General features: G+C 68.9%; 29 protein-coding genes. 12 read left to right on the top strand and 17 right to left on the bottom strand.

The genetic code is table 11. The features are described 5' to 3' along the window. Positions 1-70: 70 nt before the first annotated feature. From SBI67_RS13775 to SBI67_RS13730, 10 genes are all read right to left on the bottom strand, one after another. A complete protein-coding gene (locus SBI67_RS13775; protein WP_318981077.1) occupies positions 71-295 on the bottom strand; it encodes a hypothetical protein in 225 nt (74 codons plus the stop codon). 51 nt (positions 296-346) lie between these two features. Continuing rightward, positions 347-1,372, bottom strand: a complete 1,026-nt coding sequence (locus SBI67_RS13770) for a DUF5914 domain-containing protein (RefSeq protein WP_318981076.1) — start codon at positions 1,370-1,372, stop codon at positions 347-349. Further along, positions 1,369-2,904: an FAD-dependent oxidoreductase gene (locus SBI67_RS13765; RefSeq protein WP_413232468.1), complete on the bottom strand. Its 1,536-nt coding sequence runs from the start codon at positions 2,902-2,904 to the stop codon at positions 1,369-1,371. Before SBI67_RS13765 ends, SBI67_RS13770 begins: the two co-directional genes overlap by 4 nt. Beyond that, positions 2,901-3,224 carry a lycopene cyclase domain-containing protein gene (locus SBI67_RS13760; RefSeq protein ID WP_318981338.1) on the bottom strand — a complete coding sequence of 108 codons (324 nt, stop codon included), beginning with the start codon at positions 3,222-3,224 and terminating at the stop codon, positions 2,901-2,903. The genes SBI67_RS13765 and SBI67_RS13760 overlap by 4 nt, the downstream gene beginning before the upstream one ends. Then, positions 3,221-3,571 carry a lycopene cyclase domain-containing protein gene (locus SBI67_RS13755; protein ID WP_318981075.1) on the bottom strand — a complete coding sequence of 117 codons (351 nt, stop codon included), beginning with the start codon at positions 3,569-3,571 and terminating at the stop codon, positions 3,221-3,223. The genes SBI67_RS13760 and SBI67_RS13755 overlap by 4 nt, the downstream gene beginning before the upstream one ends. Beyond that, positions 3,568-4,512 (bottom strand): phytoene/squalene synthase family protein, encoded by a 945-nt coding sequence (locus SBI67_RS13750; protein ID WP_318981337.1) that lies wholly within the window; start codon positions 4,510-4,512, stop codon positions 3,568-3,570. The genes SBI67_RS13755 and SBI67_RS13750 overlap by 4 nt, the downstream gene beginning before the upstream one ends. A 2-nt stretch (positions 4,513-4,514) precedes the next feature. Further along, positions 4,515-6,035, bottom strand: coding sequence for a phytoene desaturase family protein (gene crtI, locus SBI67_RS13745; protein WP_318981074.1), 1,521 nt, complete (start codon positions 6,033-6,035; stop codon positions 4,515-4,517). Further along, positions 6,035-7,135 (bottom strand): polyprenyl synthetase family protein, encoded by a 1,101-nt coding sequence (locus tag SBI67_RS13740; protein WP_318981073.1) that lies wholly within the window; start codon positions 7,133-7,135, stop codon positions 6,035-6,037. The genes crtI and SBI67_RS13740 overlap by 1 nt, the downstream gene beginning before the upstream one ends. A 210-nt stretch (positions 7,136-7,345) precedes the next feature. Beyond that, entirely contained in the window at positions 7,346-7,918 is a 573-nt protein-coding gene (gene idi, locus SBI67_RS13735; RefSeq protein ID WP_318981072.1) for an isopentenyl-diphosphate Delta-isomerase, read from the bottom strand. Next, positions 7,915-9,270 carry an APC family permease gene (locus SBI67_RS13730; RefSeq protein ID WP_318981071.1) on the bottom strand — a complete coding sequence of 452 codons (1,356 nt, stop codon included), beginning with the start codon at positions 9,268-9,270 and terminating at the stop codon, positions 7,915-7,917. Before SBI67_RS13730 ends, idi begins: the two co-directional genes overlap by 4 nt. Before the next feature lie 303 nt (positions 9,271-9,573). Between SBI67_RS13730 and SBI67_RS13725 the strand changes: the two genes are divergently transcribed. Next, positions 9,574-10,131 carry a CsbD family protein gene (locus tag SBI67_RS13725; RefSeq protein WP_318981070.1) on the top strand — a complete coding sequence of 186 codons (558 nt, stop codon included), beginning with the start codon at positions 9,574-9,576 and terminating at the stop codon, positions 10,129-10,131. 29 nt (positions 10,132-10,160) lie between these two features. Beyond that, positions 10,161-10,847, top strand: a complete 687-nt coding sequence (locus SBI67_RS13720) for an IF2 family translation initiation factor (RefSeq protein WP_318981069.1) — start codon at positions 10,161-10,163, stop codon at positions 10,845-10,847. 5 nt (positions 10,848-10,852) lie between these two features. On the opposite strand, the gene SBI67_RS13715 is transcribed toward SBI67_RS13720, so the two are convergent. Beyond that, positions 10,853-11,326, bottom strand: a complete 474-nt coding sequence (locus SBI67_RS13715; protein WP_318981068.1) for an SRPBCC family protein — start codon at positions 11,324-11,326, stop codon at positions 10,853-10,855. A gap of 148 nt (positions 11,327-11,474) precedes the next feature. Here SBI67_RS13715 and SBI67_RS13710 point away from each other — a divergent pair, with 148 nt between their 5' ends. Then, positions 11,475-12,158, top strand: a complete 684-nt coding sequence (locus SBI67_RS13710; RefSeq protein WP_318981067.1) for a GAF and ANTAR domain-containing protein — start codon at positions 11,475-11,477, stop codon at positions 12,156-12,158. 70 nt (positions 12,159-12,228) lie between these two features. Here the strand turns inward: SBI67_RS13710 and SBI67_RS13705 are convergent, their stop codons facing one another. Beyond that, positions 12,229-14,382 carry an MDR family MFS transporter gene (locus SBI67_RS13705; protein ID WP_318981066.1) on the bottom strand — a complete coding sequence of 718 codons (2,154 nt, stop codon included), beginning with the start codon at positions 14,380-14,382 and terminating at the stop codon, positions 12,229-12,231. 60 nt (positions 14,383-14,442) lie between these two features. Then, the gene (locus SBI67_RS13700; protein WP_413232487.1) at positions 14,443-14,910 is read right to left on the bottom strand and encodes a hypothetical protein; all 468 of its coding nucleotides are present in this window, start codon (positions 14,908-14,910) and stop codon (positions 14,443-14,445) included. A 273-nt stretch (positions 14,911-15,183) separates the two neighbouring features. Between SBI67_RS13700 and SBI67_RS13695 the strand changes: the two genes are divergently transcribed. Together SBI67_RS13695 and SBI67_RS13690 are read left to right on the top strand one after the other, a co-directional pair. Beyond that, positions 15,184-15,351, top strand: a complete 168-nt coding sequence (locus tag SBI67_RS13695) for a hypothetical protein (RefSeq protein ID WP_318981065.1) — start codon at positions 15,184-15,186, stop codon at positions 15,349-15,351. A gap of 101 nt (positions 15,352-15,452) precedes the next feature. Then, positions 15,453-15,938 carry a GNAT family N-acetyltransferase gene (locus tag SBI67_RS13690; protein WP_318981064.1) on the top strand — a complete coding sequence of 162 codons (486 nt, stop codon included), beginning with the start codon at positions 15,453-15,455 and terminating at the stop codon, positions 15,936-15,938. Here the strand turns inward: SBI67_RS13690 and SBI67_RS13685 are convergent. After that, a complete protein-coding gene (locus SBI67_RS13685) occupies positions 15,935-16,492 on the bottom strand; it encodes a type 1 glutamine amidotransferase domain-containing protein (protein WP_318981063.1) in 558 nt (185 codons plus the stop codon). The genes SBI67_RS13690 and SBI67_RS13685 overlap by 4 nt on opposite strands. Positions 16,493-16,708: 216 nt before the next feature. On the opposite strand from SBI67_RS13685, the gene SBI67_RS13680 reads away from it, so the two are divergent. Continuing rightward, positions 16,709-16,876, top strand: coding sequence for a hypothetical protein (locus SBI67_RS13680; RefSeq protein ID WP_318981062.1), 168 nt, complete (start codon positions 16,709-16,711; stop codon positions 16,874-16,876). Positions 16,877-17,050: 174 nt separating this feature from the next. Then, on the top strand, positions 17,051-17,881 hold the full coding sequence (locus SBI67_RS13675; protein ID WP_318981061.1) for an LLM class F420-dependent oxidoreductase: 831 nt from the start codon (positions 17,051-17,053) through the stop codon (positions 17,879-17,881). 6 nt (positions 17,882-17,887) lie between these two features. Here SBI67_RS13675 and SBI67_RS13670 read toward each other — a convergent pair whose 3' ends face one another. Then, a complete protein-coding gene (locus SBI67_RS13670; protein ID WP_318981060.1) occupies positions 17,888-19,072 on the bottom strand; it encodes an FAD-dependent monooxygenase in 1,185 nt (394 codons plus the stop codon). 80 nt (positions 19,073-19,152) lie between these two features. Between SBI67_RS13670 and SBI67_RS13665 the strand changes: the two genes are divergently transcribed. Genes SBI67_RS13665 through SBI67_RS13655 form a run of 3 tightly spaced genes read left to right on the top strand, consistent with a single transcriptional unit; the run spans position 19,153 to position 21,349 of the window. Further along, positions 19,153-19,746, top strand: a complete 594-nt coding sequence (locus tag SBI67_RS13665) for a TetR/AcrR family transcriptional regulator (RefSeq protein ID WP_318981059.1) — start codon at positions 19,153-19,155, stop codon at positions 19,744-19,746. A 40-nt stretch (positions 19,747-19,786) separates the two neighbouring features. Then, positions 19,787-20,194 carry a YciI family protein gene (locus tag SBI67_RS13660; protein WP_318981058.1) on the top strand — a complete coding sequence of 136 codons (408 nt, stop codon included), beginning with the start codon at positions 19,787-19,789 and terminating at the stop codon, positions 20,192-20,194. 9 nt (positions 20,195-20,203) lie between these two features. After that, positions 20,204-21,349 (top strand): RNA polymerase sigma factor, encoded by a 1,146-nt coding sequence (locus tag SBI67_RS13655; protein WP_318981057.1) that lies wholly within the window; start codon positions 20,204-20,206, stop codon positions 21,347-21,349. Here the strand turns inward: SBI67_RS13655 and SBI67_RS13650 are convergent. Beyond that, a complete protein-coding gene (locus SBI67_RS13650) occupies positions 21,309-21,881 on the bottom strand; it encodes a TetR/AcrR family transcriptional regulator (RefSeq protein WP_318981056.1) in 573 nt (190 codons plus the stop codon). The genes SBI67_RS13655 and SBI67_RS13650 overlap by 41 nt on opposite strands. A gap of 89 nt (positions 21,882-21,970) precedes the next feature. On the opposite strand from SBI67_RS13650, the gene SBI67_RS13645 reads away from it, so the two are divergent. Together SBI67_RS13645 and SBI67_RS13640 are read left to right on the top strand one after the other, a co-directional pair. Further along, positions 21,971-23,005: an aldo/keto reductase gene (locus SBI67_RS13645; RefSeq protein WP_318981336.1), complete on the top strand. Its 1,035-nt coding sequence runs from the start codon at positions 21,971-21,973 to the stop codon at positions 23,003-23,005. A 25-nt stretch (positions 23,006-23,030) separates the two neighbouring features. After that, positions 23,031-23,882 (top strand): SDR family NAD(P)-dependent oxidoreductase, encoded by an 852-nt coding sequence (locus SBI67_RS13640; protein ID WP_318981055.1) that lies wholly within the window; start codon positions 23,031-23,033, stop codon positions 23,880-23,882. 7 nt (positions 23,883-23,889) lie between these two features. On the opposite strand, the gene SBI67_RS13635 is transcribed toward SBI67_RS13640, so the two are convergent. Then, a complete protein-coding gene (locus SBI67_RS13635) occupies positions 23,890-24,702 on the bottom strand; it encodes a glycoside hydrolase family 16 protein (protein WP_318981054.1) in 813 nt (270 codons plus the stop codon). Positions 24,703-24,708 lie beyond the last annotated feature (6 nt).

Raw genomic sequence — 24,708 nt, 5'->3', positions numbered from 1 at the left:
AGGGTAATCCGAGATGTGCTGAGTACAAACGGCGTTGTGAGCCAGGCCCACCCGTCGGGCCGGCCGCGATTCACTCGATGGGCGACTCAGCGCGCCGGCTGTCCACGGCGAAACACACCAGGCTTGCGATGAACCCGACCAGTCCGGCGGCGGCGAGTACCGCCGCGGTCCCCATCTGACCGTCGAGGCCGAGCGCGAACGCACCGGTGATCGCGATCAGTGCCGCGAAGTTGAGCAGGAGCCCGACGGTGGCGGGCGCTTCGCGCGCCGTGTCGGTGGTGATTGGGCTGGTCATGGCAGTGCATGTACCCCGCGCGCAGCGCAGACAAACGCGATCAGCGCGCGGTCACCCCAGCGACCGCAGTTGGTACAGCCGCTCGGCGTAGGCCAGGTCATCGCGCCACAGCCGGGCGGCGGCCGTGCGCATGAGCGGGCGCAGCAGCGGCGCGACGACCGCCGACTTGCCGAAGTGTTTGCGATCGGAGTGGGCGATCACCGCCTCCAGCACCGCGGTCCTGGGCCGGCCGTCGGGGCCCGGGCCCAGCGGGGTGGCATGGGTCTCCACGACACTGCCGACGCCCTCGCCGTCGACGATGTGCATCACCACGGTCCGCGGTTCCGGCGTGGTGAACTCCGCGACAACGGGTACGCCCAGCCGGCCGATCTTGAACGTGACATCGACGACGAAGCGGTCCTCCTCCGGGGCCAGATCGTCGGTGGCCGCGGGGGCCTGCCGTACCCGCAGCGCAGTGAACGAGTAGGGGTGAAACCAGGCACCGTGCCAGGGATCCAGCCGGTTGGCCACGATGTCATCGGGGTCGCAGACCCCTTCCACGGTGGCCACCGCCGCCAACCGCGGTTCCGGCGGGCGCACCGGCACGATGGGTGCCTCGGTCGGTGTTTCGCCGCCCACCGCATCGAGGCGCACCCAGCTCAGCACCCCGTCGTCGAAGGTCGGCAGTGGCCGCCAGGTTCCGTACCGGCGCCCGTCCAGCCGCAGCCCGTGCCAGGGGCAGATCAACGCCCCGCACTCCACCGGTGAGGTGGCCAGGTCGGCACCCAGATGCGGGCAGGCCCGCGGGCCGGCCAGCAGTGCACCGTCACTACCGCGCCACGCCACGATCGAGACCCCCGCGACGCGGGTGCCCAGCGGCTTGGTCCCGATCCGCGCGCTGTCGGCGAACGCGAACCAGTTGCCGCTTGGGCGGGCCACCGTTCGGCGCAGTGCCGCCTGGATCACTGCCGGGCTGGCGTCACCGTAGGTGGGCTGCTGTGCCGACCATGCGGTGGGCGGCAGCGTGGTGAACGGCAGGGTTCGGGCCGCCGTGAACGGCGAAATGCGTTGGGCCCAGCGTCGCAGCGGCCCGGTCATCGGTGCCGCTCCGGTGCCCGCCCGGCCAGCCGCCGCAATACCGGCGAGCGGCCGCGGGTGGGCACGGTGTACAGCTCGTGGCCGGCCACGCCGAACCCGGCCAGCAACTCGTTGGCGGCCAGCCATCCGGTGGTGGCGGCACGCTCCATCAGCGCCACCGGCAGATCGACCCGGATACCGTCGCCGGCCAGCATGATGCGGGAATCGGGGGTGGTCACGGTGGGCCGTCCCGCGAAATCACCGGGTGCGAACCGAGGACAGTCCTGTCGGCGCAGCAGGCGTTCGTCGACGATGCCGGCCTGCACCGTCTCCGGGTAGAGCTGGTGCATCCGGGCCAGCAGCGCGGCCCGAACCTCGGCGTCGGATTCGGTCACCGAGTAGGCGTGCAGTTCGACCACTGATCCTCCCGTGCGTCGGGTCCATTGCGCGGCTTCGCGTTCGTAGCGTTCAACAACGCTGATGTTGTCCAGTGGTGGGCGGCCGCCGGTTCCCACGAAGGCGGCGCGGTCCGGACGGACCGCGCGGTCCAGCCACAACCGCAGCACCACGAAGGCCGGCGCGGTGCCGAGTGCGGCGACGCGGGCGCGCCAGCTCTCATCCCCGAGCGTCGGTGACGCGGCGGTGAGGTGTTGCAAGCCGGCGATATCGGTCGCCAGTACCGCGGCGTCGGCGTCGATATCCGGGGCGCCGGTGGAGCGCACCCGTACCCCGGCGTCGGTCCGGTCCACCGCCTGCACCGCGGCACCGAGATGGAAGTCCACCCCGAGTTCGGAAAGATACTCGCGCAACGGGTTCCACAGCGCGGTATCGAAATTGGCATTGGCCACATCGAAGACCAGACCCTCGGACGAGCCGAGGAAGTAGATGTGGAACATGGTCACCAGTTCGGCGGCGGACAGCTTCTCCGGTCTGGCGAAGAAACTGCGGGCGAAGACCTCGAAGGCCAGATGGCGTGCGGCGTCCGGAAAGTTGATGTCCCGCAGGAACGTGGCAGCGTCGAGATGGTCCAAGCGGTCATAGGTGGACGGCACTCCGACCGTCACCAGCGGTGCGGCCGCCTTGGCGTCCAGCCGCACCAGATCGCGCATCCGGAACGTCGGACTGCGCAACGCGAACGCCAGCGCGTTGAACGGGGGCGTGCGGGGCAGTCCGCGGAAAGTGTCCCGGCGGCCGGCGCCGTCGATCAAGGGATAGTCGGCAACCGGCGAGAGCGCCCGCAGATGCGGGTCGGCGCGGCGCAACAGGGACCGCAAGTTGTAGTACTGCCGGAAGAAGGCGTGAAAACCGCGGTTCATCGCGGCGCGGCTGCCGTCGGCCAGCACCTCCGGCCAGCCGGCCACCCGCCCGCCCAGCCGGTCGGCTGCCTCGATGAGGTGTACCCGGACACCGCGTTCGGCCAGGCCCGTCGCCGCCGCCAGTCCGGCGATCCCCCCGCCGACGACGGCGACGGTGGGAATCCGGGACAGCGCCGCGGTGTCCGGCAAGCCGGTACCGCCCGGCAGTCGCTCCCGCCGGGGGTCTCGCGCCGTCACCGCGCGTCCCCGCTTCGTGCCCGTTGCCGCTCCCACAACAGCAGGACGGCGGTCACCAGCGCATAACCGAACAAGAAGTCCTCGACCGGAATGTCGAACGGGAACCGAATCCCGCTGGTGTGCCGGTCGTCGTAGATCACGATGGGCGAGGAGAGCTTGGTGAGCCAGCCGTCCACCGGAATCTGGAAGCCCAGCACGATCACCATCGAGATCCAGTAGCCGGGGCGGCGGAACAGCCCGGTGCGCAATACCTGCCATTCCAACACCACTACGACGACGACGGCCAGTACGGCCGGCAGCGTGTAGCCGAGGCCCGTCATCGGCGCGACTCCACCCGCCGCCTGCTCAGCCACGACAGGATGGTGTCCACCGCCGAGTAGGTCAGCAGCCCGCACACCGGGATGACCACGAAGAACAACACCTCCTCCAGCGGAAGGGCGCCCGGCAGCACCACGCCGAGCAGGTAACGCGGGTTGTAGTGCCACACACCGGCAGCGACGGCGACCGCGTCCCAGACCAAGAACACCACCGCCACCGGGAGAATCGCCGTGAGCAGCCGGCGGGGCTGGCGGTACACCCCGCGGCCGAACAGTTCCAGTGGCGCGGTGATGAGCACGCACGCGGCCAATACCAGCAGGTACTGCCACTGGTCGAGGTCGGTGCTCATCGGCGCCGGACCGCGGCCCTGGCCCACCAGGCCCCGGCGAGGCCACGCAACGCGACCACCGCCCGACGGGGTTTGCCGACGCTGGCCCGGGTACCGAAGATCTCGAAGTCGAGGTCCTCGATGCGGTCCAGGATTTCGGAGTACAGCGTGAGTGCGGCCTGCACGCACGGACGGGATATCGGCGCCAGCATGGCGATGCCCGGCTGCGCCTCGCGGTATACCCGGCGGGCTTGCGCGTGCTGGTCCACCAAGGCCCGGCGCACGCGGGGGTCGCTACGCCCGTTTCGATGGCACCACAGCAGCAGATCGCGGTCGACACCATGGGCGGCGAGTTCGTCGGCGGGCAGGTACACCCGGCCCCTGGCCAGATCCTCGTCAACGTCGCGGAGAAAGTTGGTGAGCTGGAACGCTTTTCCCAGTGCCGCGGCATGCGGTGCGGCCTCCTCGCGGGCCACCGTGGTGCCGAGGATGGGCAGCATCTGCAACCCGATCACCTCCGCCGAGCCGTACATGTACCGCTCCAGCGCGGCACGGTCGGGATAACCGGTGACGGTCAGGTCCATCCGCATGGAGGCCAGGAAGTCGTCGAACAGGTCCCAACCGATCCCGTAACGGTGTGCGGTGTGGACGACGGCCGTCAGCACCGGGTCACCGACCGGGGAGACGCCCTCGGTCAGGCAGTCCAACAACCGGTCCGACAGCGACTGCAACTGCGCAGCGCGCAGGGCACTGTCGCGCTCGTCGAAAGAGTCGAGGATGTCGTCGGCGTAGCGGGCAAACCCGTACAAGGCATGCACGGCGGGGCGCTGCTGGGGTGCCAGCAGCCGAGTGGCCAGGAAGAACGTCTTCCCGTCCCTGGCATTGACGGCCCGGCAGTGTGCGTAGGCCGCGCGCAGGTCGGTGCCCTTGAGGCCGGCGGCATCGAGTTCGTCCTTGATGATCATCATCGAACCCCGCTCATCGAACTGTCGCCACGCGGCGTGGACGACACCGTCACACCGGTGATCCGGTCGGCGGCAAGGCGACCGGAGATCACGGCGGTGGGGACACCGACCCCGGGAACGGTCGACGACCCGGCGAGGACCACGTTGTCGATCCCGCGCACCGTGTTGGCCGGCCGGAACGGCCCGGTCTGACCGAAGGTGTGCGCCAGCGCGAACGGTGTGCCGGCCAGCATGCCGCGGCGCGCCCAGTCGGCGGGGCTGACAACGTCGAGGATCTCGGCGTCTGCCCCAAGCCCGGGCACCCGGTCCCGGACGGTGTCGAGCATGTGCTCGACGTACGCCGACGATGTGGCGTCCCAATCGATATGTCCCACTTGGGTGTTGGGTGCCGGAGCCAGTACATAGAGCAGGTCCCGGCCGGGCGGTGCCAGGGTCGGGTCGCTCGCCGTCGGGCGGGTGACCAACAGCGACGGGTCGCCCATCACCCGGCCCTGGTTGATGATCTCGTCGAATGTCTGCTGCCAGGCGTCGCCGAACACGATGGTGTGGTGGCCCACCTCCGGTGCTGCGGCCCGGCACCCGACGTGGGCGACCACCGCCGATGGGGCGGGCTGCAACGCCGTCAGCCGCCGCGGGCTGCGGCCCAGCAGATGGTAGGTGGTGGGTAGTTCGGTGGTCAGCACCACGGCGTCGGCGGCCACCCGGGTGTCGTCGTCGGTGAGCACCGCGGTGACGCGGGACCCGCTGCGTTCGAGCCGATTGACCTCGACGCCGTAGCGGAATTCGACCCCCGCGGCCGCGGCCGCTGCTGCCATCGCATCGGGAATCGCCCGCATGCCGCCGCGCGGGAAGAACACCCCGGCCACGGTGTCCATATAGGCGATCACCGCGTAGGCGGCCAGCGCGCTGTGCGGCGGTACGCCGGCGTAGAGCGCCTGGAAAGTGAAGACCCGCAGCAGCCGCTCGTCCTTGAGATATCGGCGGATCATGCGTTCCCACCGCCGGAACCCGCCCAGTGCGGCGAGCCGGGCCAATTGGGGTGTCAGCAGCGACAGCGGTGAGTCGAAGTTGGCCGAGATGAAACCGTCGAACTCGGCCTTGTACAACGCCGTCAGCCACGCGCGCATCCGCACATAGCCCGCGGCCTCGTCCGGGCCGGCGAGGCGCTCGATCTCGGCCGCCATCGCCTCGGCTTCGGTGTGCACCGTCAGCTGGCTGCCGTCGGCGAACCGCGCGTGGTAGGCCGGATGCAGGGGCGCGAGGTCCACCCGCGCCGATAGTGAATCACCCACCGCGCCAAGGGCTTCGTCGATGATCTCGGGCATCGTCAACACGGTCGGCCCGGTATCGATGGAGTACCCGGCGATATCCCCGCGGCCCATCCGGCCGCCAGGGGCTGCGTCCCGCTCGAGCACGGTGACCCGACGGCCGCGGCCGGCCAGGTGCAGGGCCGCCGACAGCCCGGACAATCCGGCGCCGACGATGACGACGTGATCGGTGCGACCCTTCACAGAACGCATCAGGCAAGCCTTTCCGTGCAGAACGTGGCCATATCGGTCAGTGCAGAACGTGCGCCGTGCGGAATGTCCGGTCGGTCCAGGCAACGCAGTGCGTGCCGCAGCCGTTCGGCGATCAAGTTCTCGATCCATTCCAGCGCGCCGCTGGCGTGGATCAGCGTGCGCCACCGGTCGATGTCGCCGGGCTCCAGCCGGTGGGCGGTCATCAGGTCGGTGAGTTCGCGGCGCACCGCCGGCTCGGCAAGCAGGTGGGCGGCGACCACCACACTGGTGGCCTTGCGGTCGGCCAGGTCGGTGTGTGTCGGCTTGCCGGTCTCGGTGACGCTGCCGGCCACCCCGAGAACGTCGTCGCGTAGCTGAAAGGCCTCGCCGATCGCGCCGCCGTAGTCGCCGAGGGCTTCGATGACGCCGGGCCCGCAGCCGGCCATTGCGGCGCCGAGCTCCAGCGGACGGCGCACCGTGTAGTTGCCGGATTTGCGCCGGAGCACGTCGAGCACATCGTCCAGCGACGGCAGGGCGCAGGAGTCGTTGACCAGATCGGCGAACTGTCCGACCGCGAGTTCGGTGCGCATCATGTCGTACCGTGGCCAGACTCGGCCGAGCGCGTCGCGGTCGAGGCCGCTGGTCCGCAACATCTGCTCGGCCCACACCAGGCACAGATCCCCGAGCAATACCGCGGCCGATTCGCCGAACCTGTCGGACTCGCCGCTCAGCCCGCGTTCGCGGTGCCAGCGGCTGAAGGCCACGTGGGCGGCGGGGTGCCCGCGCCGCAGCTGTGCGGAGTCCATGACATCGTCCTGGAGCAGCGCGAACGCGTGCAGCAGCTCCAGGCTGGCGCACGCGCGCACCGCGGGAGCCGATGGTGCCCAACCGGCGGCGCCGCACGTCCAGCCCAGATACATGAAGGTGCTCCGGACGAACTTCCCGCCGTGGGTGAGGGTGCGCAGCACGTCGGCGGCGATGTCGACGTGGGCGCCCCGCAGTTGTTCGGTGGAGTGCCGGGACAGGAAGTCGGCCAGTTCGGCGCGCAGCTGGGCGCACACCGACGCACGCCAATCACACGACGAATCCCCGGCCGGGGTCTCCGGCAGGGTGTCAACCATGGTGGGGTGCCTGTGCTCGGCCAACGCGCTCCTCGTATCCGTGGTGCGGTCAGGGATTCGACGCGGATCCGCGGACGGATGGGTGAGGACCGACGAATGTGGCTGGAGTCACAGCGCCGCCCGGCAAGCACTCACGTTCGGCCCCCTGACCCCGCGGTCGATGTCCGGCATCGCACGGCATCGCCGCGTGCGGGGTACCCCCGCGCGGAGTCAGCGAAACGCCACCAGGTGCAGGGAGTCCAGCAGCGGGATCTGGGCGGCCGCCCACGGGCTGATGGCCCACGGTAGCCGGGCGGCGACGCGCAGCTCGTGCCATTGGGCCCAGACGTGCTCCATCACCTCGGCGGGGTCCGGCTGTACCGGTCCCGCCGCCCGGCCGACGTAGACCGGACATATCTCGTTCTCCACGACGCCGTCCGAGGCGGTGGCCCGGTAGCGGAAATCGGGCAGCGCACAGCGAAGGTCGGCAATCTCCAGACCCAACTCCTCGCGCACCCGGCGGCGCACCGCCGCCTCGGGATCCTCACCAGGGGCCGGATGCCCGCAACACGAGTTGGTCCAGATGCCCGGGAACGTTCGCTTGTGCAGCGCTCGCCGGGTCAGCAGCACCGCTCCGGCGTCGTCGAACAGGTAACAGGAGAAGGCCAGATGCAGGGGCGTGTCCGCGTGGTGTACCTGGTCTTTGGGGGCGGTACCGATCGGGCGGCCGTCCTCGGCGAGCAGCACCACCAGTTCCTGCACGTCATCGCGGTTCTCACCATTGCGCACCGAGCGATTCGTCACCGCGGCTGCGGTGGATGGGTCGACCCGGTCACACCGCGCCGGGTACGGGCGAGCTGGAACAGCGCCGCGCCGACTGCCACCAGCAGCCCGGCGAACAGCCATACCTGGGCGCTCTGCCGGCACATCAGCAGCACGCAGGACGCCACCCCGAGTACCGGGACCGGCGTCCACACCCGGAAGTGGGTGTGGGCCACCCTGTCCCGGCGCAACACCAGCACCGCGACGTTGGTGGAGATGAAGACGAACAACAGCAGCAGGACGACCGTCTCGGCGAGGGTGGCCAGTTTCCCGACGGCGGTGAGCCCGACGGCCACCCCGGTGGTGGCCAGGATGGCCACCCACGGCGTGCGGCGCTCGGGCAGTACCCGGGCCAGGACCGTCGGCAGCAGGCCGTGCTCGCCCATCCCGAAAGCCAGCCTGCTGGCCATGATCATGGTCAGCAGGGCACCGTTGGCGACTGCCACCAGTGCGATCGCGCTGAACACGCGGTCAGGGACGCCGAGCCCGGACGCCGCGACGACGTCGAGCAACGGGCCGGTCGACCCGGCCAGCCGGTCCGGGGCGAGCACGGCCGCGGCGGCCATGCCGACCAGCACGTACACCACCCCGGCGGTGATCAGCGCACCGAACAGGGCCGACGGATACACCTTGGCCGGATTACGGATCTCCTCGGCGACGTTCGCCGACGTCTCGAACCCGACGAACGAGTAGTAGGCGATGATGGCCCCGCTCAGGATGGCCAGCGCCGGCGTGGTTCCTTCGGGGAACTGGGACAGCCGCTCGGCGTCGCCGTGACCGCCGCCGAGTGCCACCGCGCCGGCGATGACCACGATGAGCAGGCCGCTGAGTTCCACCGCGGTCATCGCGACGTTGCTCTTGACCGATTCGCTGATGCCACGTGCGTTGAGCGCGGCGATCAGCAGCAGGAACACGATGGCGGCCGGCACGCTGGGGACGTCGATGAAGGTGCGCAGGTAATCCCCGGCGAACGCCAGCGCCAAGCCGGCGGCACTGGTGACGCCGGCCGCGAGCATGCAGAAGCCGACGAGGAAGGACAGCAGCGGCCGTCCGAAGGCCCGTTCGGCGAAGACGGCGGCACCGCCGGCTTTCGGATATTTGGTGACCAGTTCGGCGTAGGAGCCTGCGGTCAGCAGGGCCAGCACGAGTGCGCCCAGCAACGGGGCCCACAGTGCCCCGCCGACCTTCTCCGACAGCACGCCCATCAACGCGTACACGCCGGCGCCGAGCACGTCGCCGAGGATGAACAGGAACAGCAGCGGGCCGGTGATGCTGCGCCGGAGTTTGGTGGCCGGCAGCGTGCGGCCGGAATCCTCGACGGTCTCGGATGTCATCCCCGCGGCATACCCCCCGCGCCCGGCGGATAAGCGCTCGCGTTTCGCCGTGGCGAGACCGGGTAGCTCCAGGGTTGCACCGGAGGATGCACAACCCGTTCACCGAGATCGGTATCACGTCAGTTCGACCACCATCCGATCAGCATTGTCGGACTCTGGGTCGCCCGCGCCGTACTGGGCGGCGCACTTCGTGCCGCGATGAAACATAAGAAACGCCAACCGAATCGGTGATCGGCACCACCCCGGGTTTCAGATCCGGCGCAAGTGTGCATCCTGCTGGCTGACCCGACGAGAGGGAAAGTGATGAGCAGGCACAGCAAAGCCGACGAGGCTCGCAAGGGGCTGGTCGACTCGGTCAAAGGTAAGGCCAAGGAGATCGCCGGCGCGGTGACCGGCAACGATTCGTTGACCGCGGAGGGTCAGCTCGAGCAGGCCGAGGTCCGGAAACGCAAGGAGGCCAACGCCGTCGAAGCCGTCGCCGATGCACAGGCGCAAGCTGCCCGCACCGAGGCCGCCCAAGCCGGCCGCCACGCCGCAGCCGAGCGCAGCGCGGTGCAACAGGCGGCGACCACCGCCGAGGGTGTCGTGCACGAGCAGCGGGACCAGCAGGGACAGGTCGCCGAGGAGGCCGTACGCCTGCAGGCCGAACGGGATAAGGAAGCCGCCCGCCACGCTGCCGAACGCGATGTGGCGCAGGCAAAGGCGCAGGAACGACGCGAGATTCTGGGCGCGTCGACCGATGCCGCCGAGGCCGTCGACGAGCACCGCGACGCCGTTCGTCAGGCCGCGGCCGAGCAGGCCGAGGCCGATCGCCTCCAGCGCCGTGCCGAGAAGCTGACCGACCGCGCGGACCTGCCCTGAAACACCACTACCAACCGAAGGATTCGACCATGAACGTGACCGACCTGCCCCGTACCGTGCTGCGACTGGAATATCAGCTGGTGCGGTTCCCGTTGACGCTTATCGAGCAACGGGTGTTGGCCCGAATGCCCGATGATGCCCCGGTCCGGCTGGTGTTCGAGCGATCGCTCGGCGTCCTCGACGCCACGGTGGGTGGTGCGCTCGGTGACCCGGATCTGCGCCGTCGGGGCGCTGCGCTCGCCGAACGCAGCAGCGACCTGGGTCGCGCCGCGACGTTGCGGGCATCGGCGTCCGCCGAACGCCAGCAGGCCGATGCCAAGCTGAAAGCCACGTTGGATCAGGCAGCCGAGCACCAGTCCGACGCGCTGGCCGCGGAGCGGTCCGCCGTCGAGGACGCCCATGCCACCGAGGAACGGCGCGAACGCGAGGCCGAGCGCACCGCCCGCACGCGAGGTGCCGCGGCGAAGCGGCAGGCCGACCAGGCCGCGGCCCGGCGTACCGAGTCGGTCGAAGCGGCCAAGGATGCCGAGCTCGACCGCATCGCCGCTGCGGAACGTGAGGTTGCCGCCGAAACCGCTGCCGCGCTGAAGGAGTCGCGCGAGGACCGCGCCGCGGCCGAAGCGACACGGGCCACGGCCGATCAGGTTGAAGAGCTCGCCGAGGCGGAGAAGCGTAAGCGGCAGGCGCAGCGCGCCAGCCATACGACGACCAAGTGACGCTGCTACTCCGTAGCGTCGGGCGTGCGGCGTTCGGCGAGGACAGCCAGGCGCCGGGTGCATTCCCGGTTGCGGGGCACGACGGCCAGCAGCGCCAACCGGTGCGGCACCCAACCCATGGGAGCCCCGACCGGCACCTCGGCCATCTCGATCCGGCAGCCGCCGTCGATGTCGAACAGCCGCAAGGTGATCCGCGCCTTGCCCATCGGTCTGCCCTTGGCCAGCAACACCAGCTCCTCCAGCGGCCGACAGTCCTGCACCATCGTGATGTCGTCGAGCAACAGTGGCCACACCCCGATCGAGTGTTCGATGGTGCTGCCGATGGCCGGCCACGCCGGAGCCACGGCCCGCATCCGGCTGTTGCCGACCACCCATTGCGAGTAGGTCCAACCGTCGGCGATCACCTCCCATACCCGACTGCGCGGGGCGGTGGTATCCCGTTTGACGGTCAGCGCACTGTCGACTTCGTCGTCAGGCATGGACACACCCTTTCTCCCGCCGAAGGGCCGGACGATCAGCCGGCTGGCCGCCGCCAACAGGCCGTTCGACATGCCTGTGCACCTACCCGGCAGGGCGCCGGTCAAACGCATCGTTTGGTTCTCGGCGCCCCCGGGCACCCTGCCAGACATGTCCGACCTGAACGGCCGAGCGTTGGCTACCCGCATGGGTGAGCTGGCTCGCGCAGTCGCGGTCCCGACCAGCACCGCGGAGATCCTGTCCCATGTGACCGCCGCGGCGGTGGAGCTGATTCCGGGGGTCGACACCGCCGGCATCCTGCTGATCACCGCGGGCGGAAACTTCGAATCGCACGCGGCCACGACGGATCTGCCCCACGAGCTCGACCAGCTGCAGCGGCTGTTCGACGAAGGCCCGTGCCTGGCCGCGGCCGTGGAGGACGTCATGGTGCGCACCGACGATTTCCGTACCGAGACCCGATGGCCGGCGTATTCGGCGGCGTCGGTGAAAGTCGGGGTGCTCAGCGGGCTGTCGTTCCGGCTCTACACCGCCGAACGGACCGCCGGTGCGTTGAACCTCTTCGGGTTCGAGCCACACGAGTGGGACGAGGATGCCCGCACCACCGGCAGCGTGCTGGCCGCGCATGCGGCCGCCGCCATCCTGGCCCACCGCCAGGGCGAGCAGCTGCAGTCGGCGTTGGCCAGCCGCGATCGTATCGGCCAGGCCAAGGGCATCATCATGGAGCGCTACGACGTCGACGATATGCGGGCCTTCGACATGATCCGGCGGCTGTCGCAGGAGGGGAATGCGCGGGTGGTGGACATCGCCGAACGCGTGATCCGCAGTCGCGGTTGATTTTTCAGCGGCGGGCCGCTGATCAGCTTCAGCGGCGGGCCGCTGATCAGCTTGAGCGGCGGGCCGCTGATCAGCTTGAGCGCCCCGCTCGGGAAGCTCGGAAGGGCCGGGTGGGCGGCTCTACCGGGGGTCCCGAGCGCCGGTGGCCCGCACCGATTTTGAGCGGGCGGGTCTCGTCCGTCGCGGCGTCGCGCTCCAGCAGGACGCCGCGGGCGATTCGGTCCAGCGCCCCCTGCACCTGCATCCGATCCGGTCGGCCCTCGAATTCCGAGGAGTGGGCCAGGGTTTCGGTGATCCAACCGGAGATCAGGTCGCGGGCCGTGTTGATCTCGGCGGCTCCGGCCGGGGTGAGGGTGAACGCGTTGCCGGCGCGGATGGCGTAGCCGGTGGCGACCAGACGGCCGAACGTGGGCTCCAGGATCTGGCGCGGCACCCGGCGCTCGTCGGCGATGTCGAGCAGGTCCGCGGTCCCGGTCACCGCGGCGTGCCGGTAGATCTGGATCAGCGCCCACAGCGCCGCGGTGTCCACGTGACTGCGCGGCGAATGCGCCAGGGCCTCCAGATCGACACCCTGACTGCGGTGCAGGAGTCGGCCGATGGCGACTTCGAGTAGTTTCTCGGGCGGTTCGATGGTGGGCATGCCGAACCCCTCGCCGAGGTCGGTGCTGCCGCTGGCCGCCGTGTCGCGCAGCGGAACCTGTTTGAGGAAGAGCGCCAGCACGAACCCGACGAGGGCGAACGGCGCCGCGTACAGGAACACCCGGCTCAGCGAATCGGCGTAGGCGTCGATGATCGGTGCGGCGATATCGTGCGAAAGATGGTGCAGCACTTGGGGCGCGGTGGCGGCCTCCGGCGGTGCACCGCTGCGCGCCATGGCCGCCGGCAGCCTGGCGTCCAGGAAGTTGGCGAACATGGAGCCGAAGATCGCCGCTCCGAACGAGCTGCCGATGGTCCGGAAGAACGTGACTCCCGAGGTCGCCACGCCGAGATCGGTGAAGTCCACCGTGTTCTGCACAACCAGGATGAGTACCTGCATGCTCAGCCCGATCCCGACACCGAGCACCAGCAGATACAGCGACTGCACGAGCGTCGAGGTGTCGGGCCCCATCCGGGACAGCAGGACGAAGCCCAGCGCCATGATCGCGGTTCCGGCGATCGGGAAGATCTTGTACCGTCCGGTCCGGCCGACGAGCACGCCGCTGCCCAACGAGGTGACGAGTAGGCCGGCGACCATCGGCAGCGTCCGCAACCCGGACATCGTGGCGGACACACCGTCGACGAACTGCATGTAGGTCGGCAGGAACGTGAGGGCCCCCAACATCGCGAACCCCACCACGAAGGAGAGCACGCAGCACACCGTGAATACCGGATTCGCGAACAGCCGGATGGGCAGGATCGGTTCGGCGGCCCGGCGTTCGGCGGCGACGAACGCGACCAGCGCTGCTGTCGAACCGACGAACAGCGCGATGATGGCCGGCGACCCCCACGGATAGGTGGTGCCGCCCCAACTGGTCGCCAACGTCAACCCGGCGGCGCCGATACCGATGAGCACGATGCCGGCATAGTCCAGCACCGGCCGCGCGGTGCGGTTCAGCTCGGGGATCGCCACAGCGGCGATCGCGATGACCACGACGGCCACCGGGACGTTGACCCAGAACGCCCACCGCCACGACAGATGATCGGTGAACAGACCGCCCAGCAGCGGGCCGACAACGGTGGTGACACCGAACACCGCGCCCAGGGCGCCCTGATAGCGGCCGCGATCCCGCAGCGGGATGACCTCGCCGATGACCGCCACCGCCGTCACCGTGATGGCACCTCCGCCCAGACCCTGCAACGCCCGGGAGGCGACCAGCATCCCCATCGATTGCGCCAGACCGCAGAGCACCGAGCCGGCCAGGAACAACAGCACGGCGACCTGGAACACCTTCTTGCGACCGAAGATGTCGCCCAACTTGCCGACCACCGCGGTGACGATGGTCGAGGCCAGCAGGTAACTGGTGACCACCCACGCGTGGTGGCCGGCACCACCGAGGTCGGCGACGACGGTGGGTAGCGCCGTGGCGACGATGGTCTGGTCCAGCGCGGCCAGCAGCATCCCCAGCACGACCGCCAGGAAGATGAGGTTGCGTTGTCTGCCGTCAGCCTCCGCCGTGGCTCCGTCCGATGGCCCTGCCGGGCGGCCTGATGGCCCTGCCGGGCGGCCGGTGGTTTCCGCTCGCATCACCGATCCATACCCGGGGAGACGCCCCCTGACACCGGCCGCGGGGTCACACCGCGCCGATCACCCTGCGTGGCTGGACGTGGCCTGCGGTGCGGGTGTGCGCTGGTCGGCGGCGGTGGTGCCGGCGCGGCGCAGGCGGTTTCGGTCGCGCGCGATACGGCGACTCAGGATGCGCTTATCCCTGGCGCTCACACTGCGGTTCTTGCGGGCCAGCTGTTCGAGCTGCTCCCAACTCAGACCGTCGAGGTCACCGTCGGCATCGTGAGTGGCCACCACGATGCTGCCGCGTAACAGCGGGACCGTCTTTGCGTCGAAAGATGTTGTTGCCAAGAGTAATTCGGTGGCGCGACGGTTGACCCCGCGCTGGCACCGGCGTGCTGTCGGGCTGAACCAGAAGTCGAACTGCCGGTCGCCGCTGCTCAGGCTTTGCAGCCCCTGGTGGTTAACGAGCTCGGTGATATCGGCCTGGGTGTAGGCCCGGGTTTCATATACGGCGCCATTGACGCTGAAATAAAGGACGGTGTTCATTGCGATGACCCATTCGGCTCTTTCTCGTGGACGGGTGCACCGTTTCCCGGTGCTGTTACCAAAGATACCCGTGTGACAATTGGGGTAAACGTCGATAACGATCCGGATAATTCCCGGATTTGCTTGAGGTTGCCTGGCAATGCGACCGACGGTGCCCCCGGTACCGCCGATTCCTGCCAATCGGCGGTCAATTACTGCCACCGGAATTACCCCGCTGACCAGCGCGTTATGGCTGGCAGAAGGCAGTAGACCACCAGCCAGAAGGGCCCAGAAATGAAGAAGTTCGGTTTCGCCAGCATCATCGCCCCCGGATTCGCCGCCGCCGTCGTGGCCTTGGCAGCACCCGCCCAGGCCGATATCACCCACCACGAATGGGTGAACGATATCCAGCAGCACGCCACCACTGGTCAGGTGACGTCCGTCTTCGGCAACGGCCGTTGATCGAATCGCAGATGCGGCAAGGGGCGCCCCACCCGGGGCGCCCCTTGCCGCATGCCCGGCTTGTCTGCCGGCCGGGAGCGACCGCCTTGTATAACAGCACCGTGGAACAAGGCGGGACCGTCGAATTCATTGCCGTGGCGCAGAGCGACCCGCTGGCGGCACCCCTGCTCGACGAACTCGGCCGGGAATACACGGCGCGCTACGGGGACCTCAGCGGCACCGAGTACGCCGACATGCGGGCCTATCCGGCGCACGAATTCGCCCCACCGGGCGGGGTGCTGATCGTCGGCGTATCCGGCGGTGTGCCCGTCGCCGGCGGAGCGTTCCGGCGGTACGACGCCCACACCGCCGAGCTCAAACGGATCTGGACTGCTTCGGCGCATCGCGGTCGTGGCTACGGCAAGTTGGTGGTCGCCGAGCTGGAGCGCATCGCTCGCGAACGTGGCTACCGCACCATCTGCCTCACCACCGGCCCTCGTCAACCCGAAGCCGTCGGCCTCTATCTGTCCGCCGGGTATCGGCCGCTTTACGATCCGTCGCTACCGCCCGAGCAAGTCGGCGCCCACGCCTTCGAGAAATCGCTTTAGGTGTGCGCCGTCATCGTCGCGAATTGATCGGTGATCGCCTGGCAGAACGCGGGCAGGTCGTCCGGTGAGCGGCTGGTGATCAAGTTGCCGTCGATGCACACGGACTGATCGACGACGGTCGCACCCGCGTTGCGCAGATCGGTCCGGATGCTCGGGTACGACGTCAGGGTCCGATCCCGGACGACGTCGGCCTCCACCAATGTCCACGGTCCATGGCAGATCGCGGCCACCGGCTTGCCCGACTGCACAAAACTCCGCACGAATGCCACCGCCGCGGAGTCCAGTCGCAACTTGTCCGGGTTGACGGTGCCGCCGGGCAGGATCAGCGCGTCATAGTCGTCGACGGCCGCGTCGGCGACCGTGCCGTCCACCGGAAATGTCCCGGCCGGCTCCAGATCGTGGTTGCGGGCCTGGATCTCACCGGATTCGAGCGACAGCAGTTCGGCGCGGCCGCCGGCATCCGTGACGGCCGCCCGAGGCACCTCCAGTTCCACCTTCTCGACGCCGTCGGCGGCGAGGATGGCGATCTTGCGGCCGTGCAATTCGTTGGGCATTGCATCACTTCCTTTCCTATGCCCGACCGGTTTCCCGTTCCAGCGCCGAGATAATCCGGCTCGGGTGGCGCTCGGCGCGCCCGCCTCGGTCGACGACCGGGTACCCGGGCGATGTGCTGCCAAACGGCGGTCAATTCCTGCCATTGGAATTACGCAGGCCCGCCCCGCGTTGTGAAAGCCAGGAACCGTCCGAGGCTCGCACGAAAGGGCTTGAAAATGAAGAAGTTTGGATTCACCGGAGTCATCGCCACGGCGTTCGCCGCGATGGTGGTCGGGCTGGCCGCTCCCGCGCAGGCCGATATCGCCCATCACGAGTGGGTGCACGACAACCAGCAGCGTGCCACCACCGGTGCGGTGACCTCGATCGTGGGCAACGGCCGATAGGTCGGCCGATAGAGGTCGGCCGTCGCTCGACCCGACGAGGAGGGGCACCCACAGTGGGTGTCCCTCTTTTGTGGGTAGGCCGCGCACTTCCGGGAATAGCGCCGGATAGGCCATAGTTGGGCGACATGGTCGGGTATCGCACCGCGACGACAACGACGACAACTGGGGACGCACATGAAATTCGGCATCTCGACGTTCGTGAACGACGACACCATCGACACGGTGACACTGGCACGGGCGATCGAGGAGCGGGGTTTCGAGGCGTTGGCGGTCGCCGAGCACACGCACATCCCGGCCAGCCGGGAGTCGGCGTACCCGCTCGGCGGTGACTTGCCGCGCATCTACTACCGCACCCTTGACCCGTTCGTCACACTCGCCGCGGCCGCGGCCGTCACCTCGAAGATCGAGCTGATCACCGGCATCGCTCTGCTCATCCAACGCGATCCGATCATCACCGCAAAGGAAGCCGCGAGCATCGACCTGATCTCGGGCGGCCGCTTTGTGCTCGGAGTCGGGGCCGGCTGGAACATCGAAGAACTGCGTCACCACGGCACCGACCCGAAGACCCGCGGCGCGCTGCTCGACGAGCGCATCGAGGCTATCAAGGCGCTCTGGACCACTGAACCGGCTGAGTACCACGGCACCTACGTCGACTTCGACGCGTCGTATCTGCGGCCCAAGCCGGTGCAGACCCCACACCCGCCCGTCCTCATCGGCGGCGACTCCGATGCGACGGTGAAGCGGGTGATCAAGCACCAGGCGGGGTGGATCTCCAATCCGCTGCCGGTGGACCGGCTGACCCGGCGCGTCGAACAGCTCCGTGCCGGTGCCGGCCACGACGTGCCGTTGAGCACGTTCGGCGTGCCGATCGACCTCGACTACTGGGGCGCACTGCAGGACCTCGGCTTCGGCCAAGCGAACCTGCTGTTGCCCACCAAATCTCGCGACGACTCGCTGCGCCTGCTCGACGACTATGCGGCCCGGGTGGCGCAGTTCCGGGGCTGAGCGCCCTCAGTGCTGGACTGCCAGGTGCAGCCGCTGTTCGGCGACGGCCTCGGCGTCGTAGGTGTCGATAGCGACACCGGCGAGGATGGCCGCGATCCGGTCGGCCCGGTCCGCGGGCGCCATGTCGTTGGCGCGGTAGGTCGCACCGGCCCGTCGGGCGCCGTCGCGCACCAGCCGGGTGCGGTCGTGCCGCAGCTCCTGGTACAGCCGGAGCCGCTCGGTCATCTTCGCGCGATCGCAGTCGCGTAGCAACACGGCCAAGGTGATGGCGTCTTCGACGGCCTGGTTGGCCCCTTGCCCGAGGTGAGGGGTGACCGCGTGCGCCGAATCGCCGAGCAGGGTGATCCGTTCGCCGGACCACCGATCCAGCGGCTCACGGTCGTAGATGCCCCAGCGGAACGTCCCGTCCATCGCAGCGATGATGTCGAGCACGCGCTGGTCCCAACCCGCATACGCGGCAGCCAGCTCGCCGACATCGCCTGGCGCCGTCCAGGATTCGAGCACGTCGAGATTGGTCGGCGAGAACGCCACCACATTCAGCACCGCTCCCGCCGACACCGGGTACACCAGGAAACTGCGCTGCGGCCCCAGCCACATGGCGCTGGTGCGCATGTCGACCCCGGTTGGCACACGTTCTGCGGGAATCAGCCCGCGGTAGGCCATCACCCCTTCACTCACCGGCGCGGCCGGCGTGCCCAGCATGCCGCGGATCTTGGAATGAATACCGTCGGCACCGATCAGCAGATCGGCTTCGGCGGTGCTGCCGTCGGCGAACCGGATCGCCACGCCTTCGGGCCCCTCGACCGCGCTGACCACCGAGCGTCCGAACTGCACGGTGCCGGGCGGTAGCGCGTCGGCGAGCACGCGCTGAAACTCGCCGCGATGCAGGCACCACGTGCGGCTGGGATCTCCGAACGACAGCGTCGACGGTTCGCCCGCGATGGGGGTGCCGTCGGCGGTGCGGAACGCGTACTGGGTGATCGGGCCGGCGACGGCGGTGAGTGCTTCGCCCAGCCCCAGGCGGCTGAGCACCCGAGAACCATTGGGGGCGATCGCGACGCCGGCGCCGAGGGCCTTCAATTCCCGGGCCTGTTCGAAGACGCGGACGTCGATGCCGTGCGCGCGCAGCGCGATGGCGGCGGTCAACCCGCCGATTCCGGCACCCGCTATCGCGACGCGGAGCTGCGTCATGAGGGGACCTCCTGAGTCAGAATAAATGTACCGATCGGCACATTATTGACGATACTTGTACCGACCGATACATTCAAGTGATGGCCCGCACAGTCGACACCGGCAAGCGCGCGGAACTGTTGGGCCAGGTCATCGCCTATCTCGAGGAGCACGGCGTCGCCGACATGTCGCTGGCTCCGATGGCCGAGGCCTTGGGCACGAGTAAACGCATGCTGCTGTACTACTTCGGCGACCGCGAAGAACTGCTCGCCCAGGCGCTGCACGCGAGCCGGCCGAACGTCGGTGAGATGTTCGCCGGAGTCCGCACGGAGGCGGACTTTGTGCTGGCGTCACGGACGCTGTGGGACGCCATCAGCCGCGGTGCGCAGCGACGCAAGATCACCATGCTGTTCCAGGTGCTGAGCCTGGCCACCACCGATCCGGCCAGGTATCAGCCGTATGCCCATACCGCGGTGACCGTGATGATCGATCCCATCGCCGAGGCGCTGACGGGACTGGGTTGTTCGCCGGCGGACGCACGGGTGCGGGCGACGTTGGTGGTCAGCGGGCTGCGGGGGCTGTGTCAGGACGCGCTGGTGACTGGTGAACGATCCCGCGTCGACGCGGCGGCCGAACTGGTCATCGCGGCCGCGGTCGCCGATGTCGAAATCGGCGCGACGGCACCGTCCCGGTAGAGAGCGACCGCTAGGGTCGCACACCTGAAGGGAGAAACTGATGGCCAAGTACCTGCTGCTGAAGCATTACCGCGGGGCGCCGGCGGCGGTCAACGACGTGCCGATGGATCGTTGGGAGCCGGCCGAGGTCGAGGCGCATATCACGTACATGAACGATTTTGCGGCCCGGCTGCAGGCCAGCGGTGAGTACGTCGACAGTCAGGCGTTGGCGCCCGGCGGCACCTGGGTGCGCTCGGACGGGGCCGGTAAGCCACCCGTCACCGACGGCCCGTTCGCCGAGACCAAGGACCTCATCGCCGGCTGGATGATGATCGACGTCGACAGTTACGAGCGGGCGCTCGAATTGGCCGGGGAGCTGTCGGCGGCGCCCGGCGCCGGTGGGGAGCCCATCCATGAATGGCTGGAGCTGCGGCCGCTGCTGAACCACACCCCCTGCGCCGCGGAGTAGCCGTCGCGCATGGTGGACGCCGCCCAACTGCGTGAGCTGATCCCCGGCGTGCTGGCCGCGCTGGTGCGCCGGGGAGCGGATTTCGGCACCGCCGAGGACGCGGTGCAGGAAGCACTGATCCGGGCTCTGCAGACCTGGCCGGCGCAACCGCCTGCTGACCCGAAGGCCTGGCTGATCACCACCGCGTGGCGCCGATTCGTCGACCTCACTCGCTCCGACGCCGCCCGGCTTCGGCGCGAACTCCTTGTCGCAGAACAACCGTCGCCCGGACCGGCCGTCGACGTGGACGACACGCTGGCGCTGTATTTTCTGTGCGCGCATCCGCGGCTGTCGCCCGCTTCGGCGGTCGCGCTCACCCTGCGGGCGGTGGGCGGGCTGACCACCCGGCAGATCGCCCAGGCCTATCTGGTCCCGGAAGCGACCATGGCGCAACGCATCAGCCGCGCCAAGCGCACCGTCAGCGCTACCCGGCTGGACTGCCCCGGCGACCTGCACACCGTGCTCAAGGTGGTGTACCTCGTGTTCAACGAGGGCTACAACGGGGAGGTGGATCTGGCGGAGGAGGCCATCCGACTGGCCAGGCAGTTGGTCGCCGCGACACCCGACGAGGAGGCCGCCGGGTTACTGGCCCTGGTCCTGTTACATCACGCCAGGCGTCCGGCACGCACCCGGCCCGACGGCGCCCTGGTGCCACTGGCCGAACAGGATCGCACGCTGTGGCGGCGGGACCTGATCACCGAAGGCATCGATATCCTGCAGGCCGCCCTGGCGCGGGATCGCTTGGGGGAGTATCAGGCTCAGGCCGCCATTGCCGCCCTGCACGCCGACGCCGAGACGGCCGAGCAGACCGACTGGGTGCAGATCGTCGAGTGGTACGACGAATTGGTGCACCTCACCGACAGCCCGGTGGTGCGACTGAACCGGACCGTGGCCTTGGGTGAGGCCGACGGGCCGCGGGCCGGGTTGGCCGCACTGGCGGCATTGGATCCCGCGCTACCGAGGTACACCGCGGCGGCGGCGTACCTGCACGAACGGGCCGGTGAAACGGCAACGGCCGCTGAACTTTACGTGCAAGCCGCGGCCGAGGCGGACAATGTGCCCGAACGCGATCACCTCACGATCCGGGCGGCCGCGCTGCGCCGGCGGCGGGGCTGAACCCGCGCATGATGGTGTCCAGGTGGCGCTGCCAGCGTTGCCGCCCGCGGTGGGCCGGGTCGATCCGTTCGGACTGGATGACCCCGCGCAGTGCCCACACCGCGATGGTGATGTCGTCAGGGGTCAGGTCGGCGCGGACAGCGCCGGCGCGCTGAGCGCGGGTGAGCAGATCCGTCGACCGGCGGCGCAACTCGGCCACGAGTTCCCGCGGGGCGAGGTCACCCCACACCGGCGCGGACAATCCGGCCTTCTCGGCCAGTTCGACGCCAACGGTGCGCAGGAACAGCTCCACGCCCTGCTCCGGCGCGGCAGCGGCGGCGGTATCGGCGACCTCGATGAGCCGCTGGAAGAATCCACCGAGCACCTCCTGAACCAGGGCCTCCTTGTTGGCGAACCGGCGGTAGAGGGTCGCCGGACCCACCCCGGCGGCGCGGGCGATGTCGTCGAGGGTGGCCGCGGGCCCGTATTCGGCGAATACGTGCTCGGCCGCCCTGATCAGCTTGTCGCGGTTGTCGGTGGCATCGCGTCGCACGTGACCTCCTGAAAACCCGGCCGGGAATACTTCCCGGGCTGATACGTTCCATACTATGTGATAGTTCAACTCTCATTTAGGTGGCGGTGATGACGGACTGCTCGGCACGCGTGCGGCTGGGGCATTCGGATCTGACGGTGCGGCCCATCGGGCTCGGCTGCATGGGCATGTCGCAGTTCTACGGCGACTCCGATGACCTGGAATCGGCGGAGACCATCCGCGCGGCGATCGACCTCGGGGTCGATTTCCTGGACACCTCGGACGTGTACGGCGGCTCCGATATCGGTACGGCGTCGAACTCTCGCGGCTTCGGCCACAACGAGCGCCTCATCGGAACCGCATTGCGGGGCAGGCGCGACCGCGTGGTGCTGGCCACCAAGTTCGGCGCCAGGATCAACGACACTCGGGACGGGATCGTCATCGACGGTCGGCCCGAGTACGTCGCCGCGGCGTGTGCGGCCAGCCTGCGCAGGTTGGATACCGACGTCATCGACCTCTACTACTGCCACCGGCTGGACCGCAACGTGCCCATCGAGGAGACCGTCGGCGCCATGGCCGAACTGGTACAGGCCGGCAAGGTCCGTGCGCTCGGTCTCAGCGAGGTCGGCTCCGACCTGATCCGGCGTGCGCACGCCGTGCACCCGATCACCGCGCTGCAGAGCGAGTATTCGCTGTGGGAACGGGATGTCGAGGAATCGGTGACGGCGACCTGCCGCGAGCTGGGCATCACGCTGGTGCCGTACTGCCCACTGGGCAGGTCGGCGTTGACCGGCGCACTCAAGCCAGGGGCGAACTTCCATCCCGACGACTTCCGGCACTCGAACCCCCGGTTCTCGGCCGACAACCTGGCCGCCAATCTGGAACCGGTCGAGGCGCTGACCAGGATGGCCGATGAAAAAGGCTGCACGCCTGGTCAATTGGCACTGGCCTGGCTGCTGGCCCAACCGCTGGACGTGGTGCCGATCCCCGGCACTCGGCGCATCGCCCACGTGCGCGAGAACTTCGCCGCCACGGCGGTGGCGCTCAGCGCCGACGAAGTCGCTTATCTGAGCGCGGTTTTCGAGCCCGGCCGGGTGGTGGGTGAACGCTACACGCCCGTCCATGCCGCCACCGTTGCCCGCTGAGAAGCACCGAGAGAAGGAGACAAACATGAGCACGGTCTGGTTCATCACGGGATCGTCGCGTGGCTTCGGCCGTGAACTGGTACGCGCCGCACTGGAAGCCGGCGACAGCGTCGCCGCCACCGCGCGCCGACCCGGTCAACTCGACGAGTTCACCGGTGGGTACGGCGAGCGCATCGCGGCGCTCCCGCTGGATGTCACCGACCCGGACGGCGTGCGGACCGCGATCGCCGCCACCAAGGAGCGGTTCGGCCGCATCGACGTGGTGGTCAACAATGCGGGGTACGCCAACGTCGCGCCCATCGAAACCGGGGACGAAGCGGATTTCCGCGCCCAGTTCGAGACCAACTTCTGGGGTGTCTACCACGTGTCCCGGGCCGCCATCCCAGTGCTGCGCGCGCAGGGCGGCGGGCTCATCATCCAGTTCTCGTCGATGGGCGGCCGTGTCGGCGGGTCGGCCGGAATCGCGTCCTACCAGGCCGCGAAGTTCGCCATCGACGGATTCTCCCGGGTGCTGCAGGCCGAAACCGCCCCGTTCGGAATCAAGGTACTCGTGGTCGAGCCGAGCGGATTCGCCACGGACTGGGCCGGGTCGTCGATGGAGGTCGGCGAAATTCCCGCGCATTACGCGGACACGGTCGGAGCGATGAACACGGTCCGCAAGAGCCCCGCCGTCACCGCCGGCGATCCGGCCCGCGCCGCGGAGATCCTGGTACGGCTCTCTCGGCGGGACGAGGTGCCGTATCACCTGCCGTTGGGGGTCAATGCCGTGGAGGGCTCGATCCGGCAGGACGAAACGCTGTTGGCCCAGGATCGCAAGTGGGCGGCGGTGGGCCGCTCAGCCGATTTCGCCGAACCGTATCCGGTGGACTTCCCGTGACGGTGCGTCACCAGACCTTGACGTAGTCCACCAGCATCTGGGCGGGGTAGCTTCCCCCGCTGGGGTCACCGCCGCCGGATCCGGCCACCGCCAGATCCAGCACCGGGAACAGTTGGTAGCCGGGCTGATTGAACTGCCAATCCGGCAGGGCGTGCGCCGGCACGTTGAAATACGGTTGCGCGCCGTCGGTGTAGTCCCGCCAGAACCGCATACCCGCGTCGTCCCACTGCACCCGCCAGGTGTGCCATCCGCTGTCCACCGTGATGCGCTGGCTGACGTGCTCGCCACCGTTGAGCTTGGCATGCACCGCGGTACCTGCCGCCCACTTGCCGTTGCCGTACCACTCCATGATGTCGACCTCGCCGCCGATGGTGGGGTCGTTGTTGGCGAGATACCAGGCCGGCCAGCAGCCCGGGGTCAGGCAGTCGAGTTTGATGCGGGCTTCCCAGTTGTGCCCGATGCCGCCGCGCCACTTGCCGAACAGCTTGCCGCTGTAGAAGGTGTCCCCATCTTTCGCCGCGCGGAAGACCAGATTCGACTTGCCGTCGATGAAGACATTGCGACGGTCGTCGCGGTACTGGCCGACATTACCGGGCAGCTCCCAGAACGTCGGGTCCTCCATCGACTCGCGGGCAAGGGCCACTTCCCATTTCGATGCGTCCGGCGCCGAACCGGCGGGCCCGTCGAAGTCGTCGACGAACAGGTAGCCGCCGGCGGGAGGTGCCGCCGGCGGCGTGGCCGGGGTGGCGTGTGCTGCGGGCATTGCGGTCGACAGCGCGCCGATGCCGCTCAGTACCAACAAGTCTCGCCGATTCAACATCGCGGT

Origin of the sequence: Mycolicibacterium chengduense (assembly GCF_033741155.1) — a bacterium.
GTDB lineage: Bacteria > Actinomycetota > Actinomycetes > Mycobacteriales > Mycobacteriaceae > Mycobacterium.
This window is presented reverse-complemented; position numbering and strand designations above follow the sequence as displayed.

Excerpts from the sequence above, each read along its gene's own strand:
- SBI67_RS13715 (WP_318981068.1), bottom strand. The coding sequence starts at position 11,326 with ATGCCTGACGACGAAGTCGACAGTGCGCTGACCGTCAAACGGGATACC.
- SBI67_RS13670 (WP_318981060.1), bottom strand. The coding sequence starts at position 19,072 with ATGACGCAGCTCCGCGTCGCGATAGCGGGTGCCGGAATCGGCGGGTTG.
- SBI67_RS13675 (WP_318981061.1), top strand. The coding sequence starts at position 17,051 with ATGAAATTCGGCATCTCGACGTTCGTGAACGACGACACCATCGACACG.
- SBI67_RS13655 (WP_318981057.1), top strand. The coding sequence starts at position 20,204 with ATGGTGGACGCCGCCCAACTGCGTGAGCTGATCCCCGGCGTGCTGGCC.
- SBI67_RS13710 (WP_318981067.1), top strand. The coding sequence starts at position 11,475 with ATGTCCGACCTGAACGGCCGAGCGTTGGCTACCCGCATGGGTGAGCTG.
- SBI67_RS13635 (WP_318981054.1), bottom strand. The coding sequence starts at position 24,702 with ATGTTGAATCGGCGAGACTTGTTGGTACTGAGCGGCATCGGCGCGCTG.
- SBI67_RS13740 (WP_318981073.1), bottom strand. The coding sequence starts at position 7,135 with ATGGTTGACACCCTGCCGGAGACCCCGGCCGGGGATTCGTCGTGTGAT.
- SBI67_RS13685 (WP_318981063.1), bottom strand. The coding sequence starts at position 16,492 with ATGCCCAACGAATTGCACGGCCGCAAGATCGCCATCCTCGCCGCCGAC.
- SBI67_RS13700 (WP_413232487.1), bottom strand. The coding sequence starts at position 14,910 with ATGAACACCGTCCTTTATTTCAGCGTCAATGGCGCCGTATATGAAACC.
- SBI67_RS13720 (WP_318981069.1), top strand. The coding sequence starts at position 10,161 with ATGAACGTGACCGACCTGCCCCGTACCGTGCTGCGACTGGAATATCAG.
- crtI (WP_318981074.1), bottom strand. The coding sequence starts at position 6,035 with ATGCGTTCTGTGAAGGGTCGCACCGATCACGTCGTCATCGTCGGCGCC.
- SBI67_RS13775 (WP_318981077.1), bottom strand. The coding sequence starts at position 295 with ATGACCAGCCCAATCACCACCGACACGGCGCGCGAAGCGCCCGCCACC.
- SBI67_RS13665 (WP_318981059.1), top strand. The coding sequence starts at position 19,153 with ATGGCCCGCACAGTCGACACCGGCAAGCGCGCGGAACTGTTGGGCCAG.
- SBI67_RS13640 (WP_318981055.1), top strand. The coding sequence starts at position 23,031 with ATGAGCACGGTCTGGTTCATCACGGGATCGTCGCGTGGCTTCGGCCGT.
- SBI67_RS13730 (WP_318981071.1), bottom strand. The coding sequence starts at position 9,270 with ATGACATCCGAGACCGTCGAGGATTCCGGCCGCACGCTGCCGGCCACC.
- SBI67_RS13695 (WP_318981065.1), top strand. The coding sequence starts at position 15,184 with ATGAAGAAGTTCGGTTTCGCCAGCATCATCGCCCCCGGATTCGCCGCC.
- SBI67_RS13660 (WP_318981058.1), top strand. The coding sequence starts at position 19,787 with ATGGCCAAGTACCTGCTGCTGAAGCATTACCGCGGGGCGCCGGCGGCG.
- SBI67_RS13645 (WP_318981336.1), top strand. The coding sequence starts at position 21,971 with ATGACGGACTGCTCGGCACGCGTGCGGCTGGGGCATTCGGATCTGACG.
- SBI67_RS13680 (WP_318981062.1), top strand. The coding sequence starts at position 16,709 with ATGAAGAAGTTTGGATTCACCGGAGTCATCGCCACGGCGTTCGCCGCG.
- SBI67_RS13770 (WP_318981076.1), bottom strand. The coding sequence starts at position 1,372 with ATGACCGGGCCGCTGCGACGCTGGGCCCAACGCATTTCGCCGTTCACG.
- SBI67_RS13755 (WP_318981075.1), bottom strand. The coding sequence starts at position 3,571 with ATGAGCACCGACCTCGACCAGTGGCAGTACCTGCTGGTATTGGCCGCG.
- SBI67_RS13760 (WP_318981338.1), bottom strand. The coding sequence starts at position 3,224 with ATGACGGGCCTCGGCTACACGCTGCCGGCCGTACTGGCCGTCGTCGTC.
- SBI67_RS13725 (WP_318981070.1), top strand. The coding sequence starts at position 9,574 with ATGAGCAGGCACAGCAAAGCCGACGAGGCTCGCAAGGGGCTGGTCGAC.
- SBI67_RS13705 (WP_318981066.1), bottom strand. The coding sequence starts at position 14,382 with ATGCGAGCGGAAACCACCGGCCGCCCGGCAGGGCCATCAGGCCGCCCG.